This is a genomic window from Kitasatospora sp. NPDC001683, from assembly GCF_053596495.1.
Map to the genome: position 1 here is coordinate 1 of NZ_JBSFGK010000152.1, position 11,605 is coordinate 11,605.

An 11,605-nucleotide genomic window follows, 5' to 3' on the forward strand; every position below is an offset into this window, starting at 1 on the left:
TCGCCGAGCAGGTGGTTGAGCGGGCCGGTGCCGGGGTTGAGCAGGAAGGCGAAGGCGACCGTGGCGGCCACCGGCGGGGCCAGGCCGGCCCCGGCGCGCACCGGGCGGCCCCCGCGGATCAGCCGGCGAGGGCCGAGGCGGAGATGCCGGTGATCCGGCCGTTGCCGTCCAGCAGCGCCGCACCCGTCCAACTGCCGTCGGTGTTGCGCTGGTTGTCGAAGACGCTCCCCTGGGCCAGCGTCTGGACGTGCATCGTGCCGTCCACCAGACCGGCGGCGGACACGGCGGTGATCCGGCCGTTGTCGTCCAGCAGCGCCGCACCCGTCCAGGTGCCGTCGGTGTTGCGCTGGTTGTCGAACACCTTCCCCTGCGACACGGTCTGGACGTGCATCGTGCCGTCGCTCAGACCGGCCGAGGAGATGCCGGTGATCTGACCGTTGCCGTCCAGCAGCGCCGCACCCGTCCAACTGCCGTCGGTGTTGCGCTGGTTGTCGAAGACGCTCCCCTGGGCGAGGGTCTGCACGTGCATGGTGCCGTTGGTCAGTCCGGAGGAGGAAACCGCGGTGATCTGGCCGTTGCCGTCCAGCAGCGCCGCACCCGTCCAGCTGCCGTCGGTGTTGCGCTGGTTGTCGAACACCTTGCCCTGCGACACGGTCTGGACGTGCATCGTGCCGTCCGGCAGGGCGGTCGACGAGATCGCGGTGATCTGCCCGTTGTCGTCCAGCAGCGCCGCGCCCGTCCAGCTGCCGTCGGTGTTGCGCTGGTTGTCGTACACCCGGCCGTTCGCCAGCGTCGTCACGTGGAACGTACCGTCGGCGAGCGCAGCCGTCGCGGTCTGGGTGATCTGGCCGTTGCCGTCCAGCAGCGCGGCACCCGACCAACTTCCGTCGCGGTTGCGCTGGTTGTCGAAGACGCTGCCGCCGGTCACGGTGTCCACCCGCATCGGGAACGGGTCCGACCGGTCGGCACCGAGTCCGGCCTTCGGCCCGCAGGTCGGCCAGGCTCCCTGGCCCTGGACCGCCAGGGTCTTCTCCGCGATGGCAATCTGCTGCGCCTTGGTAGCCAGGTTGGCGGTCGGCGCGTACTGCTGTCCGCCGTACGCCTTCCAGGTGCCGTAGTCGAACTGCAGGCCGCCGTAGTAGGTGACACCGCCGACCGTCGCGACGATGCTCCAGTTCCCGCTGCTCTCGCAGGCCGCCACCTTGTCCCAGGTGCTGATCGAGGCGGCCTCCGCCGTCCCGGTCGCGCCGCCGAGCCAGCCGGCCGACGCGGCGGAGACCGCGATCACGCCGGCGAGAAGGCGCCTGCGGAAGAACGTTGACACGTGGACACTCCGTCCGTCGAGGAGGGGGGCGGTCACTTGAGGAAGCCGGCGGCGGAGATGCCGCTGATCTGGCCGTTGCCGTCGACCAGCGCGGCACCGGCCCAACTGCCGTCGGCGTTGCGCTGGTTGTCGAAGACACTGCCCTGCGCCAGGGTCTGGACGTGCATCGTGCCGTCACTCAGACCGGCGGCGGACACCGCGGTGATCTGGCCGTTGCCGTCCAGCAGCGCCGCGCCGGCCCAACTGCCGTCGGTGTTGCGCTGGTTGTCGAAGACCTTGCCCTGGACAATGGTCTGGACGTGCATCGTGCCGTCGCTCAGAGCGGCCGAGGAGAGGCCGGTGATCTGGCCGTTCGCGTCCAGCGTCGCCGCGCCCGTCCAGGTGCCGTCGGTGTTGCGCTGGTTGTCGTAGACCTTGCCCTGGACGATGGTCTGGACGTGCATCGTGCCGTTGGTCAGTCCGGCCGAGGCAATCGCGGTGATCTGACCGTTGCCGTCCAGCAGGTTCGCGCCCGTCCAGGTGCCGTCGGTATTGCGCTGGTTGTCGAACACCTTGCCCTGCGAGAGGGTCTGGACGTGCATCGTGCCGTCCGCGAGCGCGGTCGACGAGATCGCGGCGATCTGCCCGTTGTCGTCCAGCAGGTTCGCGCCGGTCCAGGTGCCGTCCGGGTTGCGCTGGTTGTCGTACACCCGGCCGTTCGCCAGCGTCGTCACGTGGAACGTACCGTCGGGCAGCGCGGCCGTCGCGGTCTGGGTGATCTGCCCGTTGCCGTCCAGCAGCGCGGCACCAGACCAACTTCCGTCCGGGTTCCGCTGGTTGTCGAAGACCGAGCCGCCCTTCAGGGTGTCCACCCGCATGACCGGCGCGTTGCCGCCGGCGCCCGAGCTGACGTCGAGGTAGTCGTTGTCGACGTTGATCGTGTACCCGCCGTAGCTCTCGTTGTTGCCGTCGCCGCCCCAGTACTGGTGGATCCGCTGGTGATTCGCCCAGTATGCGGACGGGACCAGCGGCTCGTTCGTGTCCGCCACGTGGTTCCACCTGGCGATCCAGATCACGTCCGGCATGGTGTAGCTGGTCACGTTGTTCGCGAGGTCGCTGATGCCCGAGTCCGAGCTGGAGTAGACGCCGGAGCGGTAACCGCGCGCGTGCACCTGGGCGGACCACGCGGACAGGTAGCTCAGCACGTTTCCGCGGTAACCGGAGGCGTAGGCCTCCATGTCGACGTACAGGGTCGATCCCGGGCCGAAGCCCAGCCCGGCGGCCGCGGCGACCGCGCCGTTCGCGGCATCGGTGCCCTGGCTCGACGGGCTGCTGAGCGAGGGCGCCTGCGGCCCCACCCAGATGGGCATGAAGTGCCATCCCGCGCCGGCCTGCTGCTGGACCCATCCGGCCGTCAGGTTCGGCTGGCTGCAGGCCCGGGCGGGCCCGCCGACGTAGATCCCCACGGCGCTGTACGGCGAGTTGCCCTTCCATGCCGCCATGGCACTCGAACTCGGGGCGGAGCAGGCGTCGAAGCCGTAGCCCGTGAACGAGGTGTCGGCCGCGCTGAGCGCCGTCAGCCTCGGTTCCGCCGGAGCGGCAGCGGCGGCGGCGAGGGGCTGACGGGATCCGGCGGTCACCGGGGCCAGGCCCGCCTGCCGCAGGACGTTCTCGACCACGGAACGGTGGTCCGCGTAGGGCGCGGTGACCTTGATCCGCGGAGCGACCGCGTGCAGCTCGGCGGAGGAGCGGTCGTCCGTCGTCACCTTGTCGGTGGTTCCGGAGGCCTGCGGCTCCACCACGAGGGCCTCGGTACGGCCGGCCAGGTGGCTCGGGCAGTTCTGGTCCGCGGCGGGGGTGCCGAGGTAGACGGCGTGCCGGTCGAACCGCACGCACGCCGCCGGGTCGCTCGCGAGGTCGACGACCGACCAGTCAGCGGGCACCTGGAAGTCATATCCCTGGAAGGACACCGTCCTGGTGGTCGCGTCCGGGGCCGCGTGCGCCGTACCGGTTCCGGCGGCGAGCGCGATCAGGGTGGCACCGGCGGCCAGCGCCGCCCTCAATCGATGGGCATTCGTCCGGTGGGACAAAGCTCGGTCTCCTTGTGCGTCATCGCATGGGTCTGCTGACGGGCCGAGGCGGGAGGATGCTGGGCATCGGGAGCCTCCGGCCCGTCGGTCGAGGAGGGGCCGGGAGCGGCGAGCGGACGCCACTCCCGGCCCGGTGGTTCAGGCGCTCCGGGTCACTTCAGGGAGCCGGCGGCGGAGATGTTGCTGATCTGACCGTTGCCGTCGACCAGCGCGGCACCGGCCCAACTTCCGTCGGTGTTGCGCTGGTTGTCGAAGACGCTGCCCTGCGCCAGGGTCTGGACGTGCATCGTGCCGTCACTCAGACCGGCGGCGGTCACCTTGGTGATCTGGCCGTTGCCGTCCAGCAGGTTCGCGCCGGTCCAGGTGCCGTCGGTGTTGCGCTGGTTGTCGTAGACCTTGCCCTGGACGATGGTCTGGACGTGCATCGTGCCGTCGCTCAGAGCGGCCGAGGAGAGGCCGGTGATCTGGCCGTTCGCGTCCAGCGTCGCCGCGCCCGTCCAGGTGCCGTCGGTGTTGCGCTGGTTGTCGTAGACCTTGCCCTGGACGATGGTCTGGACGTGCATCGTGCCGTTGGTCAGTCCGGCCGAGGCAATCGCGGTGATCTGGCCGTTGCCGTCCAGCAGGTTCGCGCCCGTCCAGGTGCCGTCGGTGTTGCGCTGGTTGTCGAACACCTTGCCCTGCGAGAGGGTCTGGACGTGCATCGTGCCGTCCGCGAGCGCGGTCGACGAGATCGCGGCGATCTGCCCGTTGTCGTCCAGCAGGTTCGCGCCGGTCCAGGTGCCGTCCGGGTTGCGCTGGTTGTCGTACACCCGGCCGTTCGCCAGCGTCGTCACGTGGAACGTGCCGTCGGGCAGCGCGGCCGTCGCGGTCTGGGTGATCTGGCCGTTGCCGTCCAGCAGTGCGGCGCCGGACCAAGTGCCGTCGGGGTTCCGCTGGTTGTCGAAGACCGAGCCGCCCTTCACGGTGTCCACCCGCATGATCGACGCGTTCTGCACGCCGACCGGGCGGATGAAGCCCTGGAGGTTCACGTTGTAGCCGTGGGAGGTCCACTCGTAGTCGCCGACGTGCCCGGGCATGTGCGCGTTCAGCGACACGATGCCACCGGACTGGTTGCCGCCGATCCAGTCGATCGTTCCGTCGCCGTTGACCGCGGTCACGAGCGCGACGTGGTCGTAGTCCGCTCCACTGAAACTGTTCGGGTGGAAGAACACCGCGTCGCCCACGTGCGGCGTCGAGGACAGCCCGCCGTCGTACTTGTTGGCGTAGGTGACGAAGCTGTTGGCCATGTCGTTCAGCACCCCGAGGCCCTGCACCCCGTTCTGGTACCAGACCCAGCCGGCGAAGTCGGCGCACCAGGCGTGGTGCTCACAGGAGTTGTTCTGCCCGCTGCCAGGGACGTAGTAGCCGGCGCCTCCGTTGCCGCAGTCCCCCTGGCCGAGCTGGCTCTGCGCGGTGCTCACTATTCCGCTCACGGAGGCGGCGTTCGCCTCGCCGGCCGAGGCCATGCTCAGGCCTGCCACGGCCAGGGCGAGGGCGGCACCGGCCGATGCGAGTCGGTTGACCTTCTTGGACACGGATGTTTCCTTTCGGACTTCGTCTCGATGGAGCTGGAGGTGGAAATGGGGGTGGAGTTGAGGGCGGAGATGGTCGTGATGGCGCGGGAGCGGACCGCCGCGGTGCGCGGGAGCGGCCCCACTCAGCCGGTCGTCACCGCCACCGACTGCGTGGCGGTGGCCAGTTGGCGGCCGTCGGCGCCGACGGCGTACAGGAAGACCTGCACCTGCTGCGACCGGGACGAGGCCGGCAGCGAGATCCGGTAGCGGACCGTCAGCGCACCGCCCGCCGGCACGGCGTACGAACTCGCGCCGGGCGCCACACCGATCGGGGCGGAGCTCGTGTCGTCCGCCGCTTCGGACACCCATCCGCCGGTCGCCGGGTTCAGGCGCGACACCGAACTCGCGGCTCCCGTACCGGAAATCTGCAGGGTGGGCGTGATCGAGGACAGTCCGCCGCCGGTGCGGTCGGTGAACACGGCGGAGAACTCGACCGGCGCCCCGCCGGTCTTCAACTGCGCGGGGAGACCGGCGAGTTGGACGTCGAGCCCGGTCGGCTTCGAAACGACGGGCGCAGGGGTGTTCTTCGCGGCCGGCGCGTGCGGCACGACCGGCGCCGACCCGCCGCCCGCCGCGCCCGGCGGCCGCACGACGGTCGGCACGGCGGAGGGTGTCTCCGACGGGCCGGTGCCGTCCGGAGCCGAGGGGAACGACGTCGGCGTCGGCGCCTCGGCCGGGGTCGGCAGCGCGGTCGGCGTCGAGCCGGACGGGGTCAGGAGGGTCGGCGTCGATGTGGGCGTCAGCCGGTAGCCGGTGGCCGCCGTGTCGTGCCGCGCCGCACCGGAACCGCACCCGCCGACCCCGATGACGACGGCTGCCACCACAACGGCCAGTGCGGGAAGGGCAGTTCGTCGGGACGTGGCAGCAGGCATGGTGGTTCCTCCTCGGGCTCCGGGGAGCGGTGAGCGGCCGGCCGGTCGGCACGGCAGGGTGCGAAGTGGCAGGGCAGGGCATGGCATGGGCACGTCATGCGAGCTCGCCGGAAGAAGCGCGGTCTCGACGTGCGTGCGGTGTGCGGAAACGCGGGGTTGAGCAGCGTGCCGGGGTGGTCCGACGTCACGACGAACAGCGCCGAAGCGTCCGGAAACGACCCCCTGAAGACCGGCGCGGTCCCCCCGGCGGCCCTTTGCCCAGTGCGGCTGGTGTGGCCGGTGGGGCATCACATCCTGACCGGCGAGCCGACGCCATGTCAATTGTTAACTGAAAATCGCAATCACGAGAAAATGGATCTTTTTACGGAGAAATACGGACAGATCATCCTGGATTTGGCGAGCACGCACAGGCTTCCATCCATTCCATTTCAATCTGCTGAACATGCAGAAGGGGCCCCCGCACGGCGGGGGCCCCTTCTCGCTGCTGCCGGCTACCGGCCTGCGGTCAGCCGACGGTCACGGTGAACGGGCCGGCCAGCACCGAGTAGCCGTCGTTGGCCAGGTAGTACGCGTCGTAGCGGCCGGCGCCGTTGAGCTTGCCGGTGGCGAAGGTGACGGCGCCGCTCTGGTTGGGCGTGTAGGACCAGGTGAGCGCGGACCGGGAGCCCGGGGTGACGCCCGCCGGGTAGAGGCCGACCCAGTTCTTGGCACCGGCCTGGGCCGCGGTCGGTACGGCGTAGCGCAGGGTGACGTTGCCGCCGTTGGCCACCGCGTTCAGGTCGCCGGTCAGCGTCGGTGCGGTCGCGGTGGCGGGTGCGAAGGCGGCGTTCAGCGGCGTCGCGTAGGTGTCGTTGGCGGTCAGCCCGGGCAGGCCGAGGGCCGACTCGATGGTGCGGCCGATGCCGTAGTGGTCGTAGTGCAGCGGGCCGCTGGTGCCGGCCGAGACGGTGCCCTGGGAGCCGAGGACGACGGTGGCGAGGTGGTTGTAGCCCTCGCTCTCGCTCTCGTCCCAGGTCAGGATCAGCAGCGAGCGCTGCTGGGTCCAGGCCGGGGAGGACAGCACCGGGGCGAGGGTCTGCTGCAGCCAGCCGTCCTGGGTCTTCAGGCTGGCGGCACTGCCGTTGCCGGAGGCCTCGCCGTCGTAGTAGTCGTCGGCGGCGATCCAGGAGAAGTTCGGCGTGGTCGCGGCCGACTTGAGGTCGGCGGTCAGTTGCGTGGTGTCGAACAGGTGGGCCGCGCAGCGGGTCGGATTTCCGCTGATGTCGGTGTAGTTGATGAACGGCGCGTCGTCGGGCATGTAGTACGAGTCGTAGTTCTTGTTGGTGTTGCAGGGCGTGCCCATGCCCTGCTCGTAGGCCTTCCAGGTCTTTCCGGCGTCCTCGATGGTGTCGCCGAGGTTGCGCTGGGGGGAGTTGATGTTGGGCCAGTAGGTGGCGCCCTTGGTGTAGGTGTCGCCGCCCGCGACGGCGAGGTAGTTCTCGTCGCTGGGGTGGTAGACGCCGTGGGCGTCGGTGAGGGTGGCGCCCTGGGACATCAGGCTGTGGATGTACGGGGTGTCCGCCGGGTCGTTCATGATCTGGGAGTAGTCGGTGTTCTCCATCATGACCGTGAACACGTGGTCGTAGCCCGGCACTTGGGAACCGGGCGGGCTGAGCGGCGCGGGCGCGGTGACCGGGGTGTCGAGGGTGAGCGAGAGGTCGTCCAGGTAGCCGGTCTCGTTGGAAGTGGACAGGAACTGCACCTCGACCTGGATCGACCTGGTCCCGGCCGGGACGCCGCCGGTGGCGCTGCGGGAGAGGAACTTCGTGCTCAGGCCGCGGTCGGTCGCGGAGACGGTCGGCAGCTTGGCGGTCGGGCCGAGCGGGTTGCCGTCGGCGCCCCGGAAGTGCAGGCTGACCGCGACGTAGCCGCCGTACGTGGTCCAACCGCCCAGCCAGCCCGCCAGGTTGTAGTGCACGCCGCCGCCGTCTATCGCGGTGGCCGCGGAGGAGACGTCGACGGTCTGGCTCATCGAGCCGTCGCCGAAGTTGCCCGGGCCGAAGAAGGCCTTGCCGGGCGTGTTGCCGTCGTTCGGGAGGCCGAAGGAGGCGACGGAGGAGCACATGACGTCGATGCCGCCGGCCTGGACCGTCCAGCCGGGCACGGTGGTGGCGGCGCTCCAGTCGTTGGTGCAGTAGCCGCCGGCCTCGGCGTCGCCGTTGACGATCAGGTTGCCGCTGCCGACCGCCGCCTGGGCGGTGGCGGGGGCGCCGACGACCAGGGCGCCGACGAGCGGAAGGGTGGCGAGCAGCCCGCCGAGGGGGCTCCAGCGCAGTCGCATGGGGGGTACCTCGTCCCGTTGGTTGCGTGAGGGTGGGTGCCGTGGCGGTGCACCACGGCGGGACAGAGATACCGGTTCGGCGCGGCCCGGGGAAGGGCGCGCGGGCTAACAGCGGTCGAACTTGGTCAGACAACTTCGCTCAGTGGTCCACCGCCTCCCGCCGACGGGCGGCGCACCGACCGGTGCGCGACGGAGCGATACGCCGGTCTCGACGCCGACGAGTACCCGCACCTGGCACGGATCGCGGACCGCTGGGAGCCGCTGACCGCCCAGGACACCTACCGGGACGGGCTCCGCGCGCTGGTGGCGGGCCTGCTCGCCGCGCGGTGAACGGGACCGGCCCGCCGAGCGAGGGGCCCGGCGGGCCGGTTCGTGGACATGAGCTGTCGTCAGGCCCAGGGGTCGGTGAAGGACCGCCCCGGAACGGGCTTGGCGATCAGCGCGATCGCCACGAAGAAGTTGACCTGACCGATGGCGATCATCAGTGTGGCCAGCGCCTTCTCGTCGTAGTGCTCGGCGGCCTGGGCGTACAGCTCGTCCGGGACGCGCTCACCCTGCGAACTGGGCTGCAGCACGGCCTCGACCAGGGCGAGGGCCGCCCGCTCGGCGGCGGTCAGGTACGGCGAGTCCTGCCAGCTGGCCACCGAGGTGATCCGCTCCTGCGACACCCCCGCCTTGCGCAGGAATCCGGTGTGCAGGACGGTCAGGTAGGTGCTGCCGACGATCTGTCCGGCCCGCAGCTGGAGCAGGCTGATCGTGGTCCGCGGGATCGAACGGTTGCCGGCCGCCTTGAACAACGCGGCCGAGACCTCGGCGAGTTCGGGAACCAGCTCCGCCGGGTCCTGGGTCATCCGGGGGCGCAGCGGGACCTCCGCGGTGATCGAGCGGGTGGTGGTGGTCGACCGGGTGTTCAACGTCGCGTTCCTCTCGGGCGTTCAGCGCTTCTCGGTGCTTCCACGGACCCGACGGATCGCGACGCGCAGGTGTGACAGCTCGTCGCGGGATCTTTTCCGCCCCGTCCGTCCGGCGCCGCAGTCGTAGCGCACGGCGACCGGCACCGCCGCCCGGGAGCGCCGAGAGGTGCCGGGCGCGGCCACCACCGATACTGGGGGCGAACCCGAGGCGGAACCTGAGGAGCGCGCCGTGACCGATCCCGCCCCGACCGGACCCTCCGCGGCCGGAACCTCCGCCGGCCCCGTCGTCGCCGGATTCGACGGCTCGCCCGAGAGCCTGACCGCCACCGAGTGGGCCGCCCGCGAGGCGCAGCGCCGTGGCGTCCCGCTCGAGGTCCTGGAGGCCTGGCCCTGGCCGAAGCGGGACGTGGTCGGCAGCGACCAGACCTACCACCGCGCGCTCGCCCACCTGGCCGAGCGCGAGTCCGCGCTGGCGGCCCTGGTGCCCGGGGTCCCGGTCTCCTCCGCCCCGGTGTCCGCCGATCCGGTGGAGGCCCTGGAAGCCGCCTCGCACCGCGCCGCCCTGCTGGTGCTCGGCTCCCGCGGGCTGGGCACCCTACGCGGCTTCCTGGTCGGCTCGGTCAGCCAGGAGGTGCTGCGCCGCTCCGCCTGCCCGGTGGTGCTGGTCCGCGCCCACGAGGACGAGCCGGACGGCTCCGTGACGGTCGGCCTCGACCTGGTCCACCCGGCGCCGGAGGTGCTGGACTTCGCCTTCCGGGCCGCCGAGCTCCGCTCGGCTCCGCTGCGCGTCATCCACGTCTGGTCCCCGCCGGCCGGCAGCGAGTACATGTCCTACGGCGCCATCGGCGGGCTGGAGGGCGAGGTGTCCAGCGTCGAGTGGACCGGTCTCGCCGAGGCCCTGGAACCGCTGCGGGCCCGGTACCCGGAGGTGGAGGTGACCGCCGACCTGGTCCGCGGCAAGCCCGCCGTCGACCTCGTCGACGCCGCGACGACGGCCCGTCTCCTCGTCGTCGGCCGCCGGCTGCGCCACCTGCCGCTCCGGCACCACCACCTCGGCCCGGTCGCCCACGCCGTGATCCACCACGTCCACTGCCCGGTCGCCGTCGTCCCGTACGGCTGAGCCGACCCACCGGATTGCACCTCCCAGGTCGGCGGGTGCGCCGCTCGGTGGCCGAGGAGCGTACCCGCCTGGTCGACCGGGCCCGCGACCTCGTCACCGGCCGCGGTCAGTCCTGGTGACACCGGCTGCGGTCCAGTAGCCGGGGTCCGCCGGTCGGCGCATCCGCAGGTCGCCGCGGACCTGCTCGGCCAGCCGCCGGGTGTCGCGCCGGTTGACCGTCGCGCCGAGGCCCGCGCCGAGGAGCAGCGGGATCGTCGACGGCAGTCGGCGCATCCAGCTGCGGGTGAGCCGGCGGCGCACCTGTTGGCGCACCTCCGCCCCGAGGGTGAGCGCCGCGAGGCCCGCTGGGCGGATCAGCAGTCTCGCGTCGATCCCCCGGCGGTTGGCCCAGGCTCCCAAGTAGGCCGCGGCCCGTTGGGTGGCGCTGCCCCGTACCGGGACGCCGTAGACCTCGTGCAGCTCGGCGATCAGCTTGAGTTCCACGGCCGCCACGGCGAGCGTCTCGGCCGCGATCTCCACCGGCATCGCGGGCGGCACGGGCAGCATCGCCACCGCCCCGACGCCCGCGCCGAGCGCGCCGGAGGCCCGGGTGGCGCCGGCGACCAGCAGGTCGGCCAGGCGCTCGGGGTCGTCGGCGCCGGGATGCTGGGCGCGCAGGGTGGCGAGGTCACGGATCGGGATCCGCGGGGCTGCGCGCACCAGCTGCTCGGTGAGGGCCCTGCCGCCGAGGAACGCTCCCCGGCCGCCGGTGGCCAGCCGCCGCATCGCCTTGGCCATCAGTGCCCGGGCGCGGCCTCGCTCGGCGTACTGCTCGGTGGCTGGCCAGGCCCCGGTCGGCTGCTCGGCCCGCTCGACCAGCTCGGCGAGGCCTTCGGCCAGGCCCGTGTCCGGGACGGCGTCGCCCGCGCCGGGGGCGGGATCGGAGTTCGGAGAGCGGGGTGTGGTGGGGCCCGTCCTCGAAGCTCTGGGCTCGGAACGTCCCGGTCGCTCGGAACGTCCGGGTCGCTCCGAGCGTCCGGGTCGCTCGGAGCGGCCTGGTCTGCGAAAGAGTCCCATGCGTGTGCGGATACCCGGCCGTCCGGACGGCACGCCTGGGTGGAGTTGTTCTCAAGACGCCGGGGCCGGGACGGCCTTCCCCTCGCCGCGGGCATGGTCGTAGGCGGTGCGGGCCCGGTCGATCCGGTGGCGGCGGCGCTCGAGCACGGCCGGTGAGCGCGAGCAGTGATTCGTACAGCTCGCGGGCCATCGGGGTGGCGGTGTACTCCACCTTCTGACCCGGCCGTCGCCCCGGTGACCGGCCGCCGCACCGGGGCACCGGGGCGGGCGCGGGCGCGGCGCCGGCCCCCCCCACCCCGGCCTGGGGGTCCGGCCCC

Annotated in this window: 8 protein-coding genes; 1 reads left to right on the top strand and 7 read right to left on the bottom strand. The window is 71.8% G+C overall.

The features are described from left to right. Positions 1-118: 118 nt before the first annotated feature. From ACWCYO_RS38600 to ACWCYO_RS38625, 6 genes are all read right to left on the bottom strand, one after another. On the bottom strand, positions 119-1,324 hold the full coding sequence (locus tag ACWCYO_RS38600) for a transglycosylase family protein (RefSeq protein ID WP_449786807.1): 1,206 nt from the start codon (positions 1,322-1,324) through the stop codon (positions 119-121). 32 nt (positions 1,325-1,356) lie between these two features. After that, positions 1,357-3,393, bottom strand: coding sequence for a DUF1906 domain-containing protein (locus ACWCYO_RS38605; RefSeq protein ID WP_449786808.1), 2,037 nt, complete (start codon positions 3,391-3,393; stop codon positions 1,357-1,359). 152 nt (positions 3,394-3,545) lie between these two features. After that, a complete protein-coding gene (locus ACWCYO_RS38610) occupies positions 3,546-4,967 on the bottom strand; it encodes a CHAP domain-containing protein (protein WP_449786809.1) in 1,422 nt (473 codons plus the stop codon). A gap of 122 nt (positions 4,968-5,089) precedes the next feature. Beyond that, positions 5,090-5,878: a hypothetical protein gene (locus ACWCYO_RS38615; protein WP_449786810.1), complete on the bottom strand. Its 789-nt coding sequence runs from the start codon at positions 5,876-5,878 to the stop codon at positions 5,090-5,092. A 505-nt stretch (positions 5,879-6,383) separates the two neighbouring features. After that, complete coding sequence (locus tag ACWCYO_RS38620; RefSeq protein ID WP_449786811.1) at positions 6,384-8,198, bottom strand: alkaline phosphatase family protein; 1,815 nt, start codon at positions 8,196-8,198, stop codon at positions 6,384-6,386. A gap of 389 nt (positions 8,199-8,587) precedes the next feature. After that, the gene (locus ACWCYO_RS38625; RefSeq protein ID WP_270150772.1) at positions 8,588-9,049 is read right to left on the bottom strand and encodes a carboxymuconolactone decarboxylase family protein; all 462 of its coding nucleotides are present in this window, start codon (positions 9,047-9,049) and stop codon (positions 8,588-8,590) included. Positions 9,050-9,341: 292 nt separating this feature from the next. Here ACWCYO_RS38625 and ACWCYO_RS38630 point away from each other — a divergent pair, with 292 nt between their 5' ends. Continuing rightward, positions 9,342-10,232 carry a universal stress protein gene (locus tag ACWCYO_RS38630; RefSeq protein ID WP_270141029.1) on the top strand — a complete coding sequence of 297 codons (891 nt, stop codon included), beginning with the start codon at positions 9,342-9,344 and terminating at the stop codon, positions 10,230-10,232. A 93-nt stretch (positions 10,233-10,325) separates the two neighbouring features. Here ACWCYO_RS38630 and ACWCYO_RS38635 read toward each other — a convergent pair whose 3' ends face one another. Then, positions 10,326-11,288, bottom strand: a complete 963-nt coding sequence (locus ACWCYO_RS38635; protein ID WP_270141031.1) for a hypothetical protein — start codon at positions 11,286-11,288, stop codon at positions 10,326-10,328. Positions 11,289-11,605 lie beyond the last annotated feature (317 nt).

What these genes read in the sequence shown, in the direction of transcription:
- ACWCYO_RS38625 (WP_270150772.1), bottom strand. Translation starts at nt 9,049, where the DNA reads ATGACCCAGGACCCGGCGGAGCTGGTTCCCGAACTCGCCGAGGTCTCG.
- ACWCYO_RS38620 (WP_449786811.1), bottom strand. Translation starts at nt 8,198, where the DNA reads ATGCGACTGCGCTGGAGCCCCCTCGGCGGGCTGCTCGCCACCCTTCCG.
- ACWCYO_RS38635 (WP_270141031.1), bottom strand. Translation starts at nt 11,288, where the DNA reads ATGGGACTCTTTCGCAGACCAGGCCGCTCCGAGCGACCCGGACGCTCG.
- ACWCYO_RS38615 (WP_449786810.1), bottom strand. Translation starts at nt 5,878, where the DNA reads ATGCCTGCTGCCACGTCCCGACGAACTGCCCTTCCCGCACTGGCCGTT.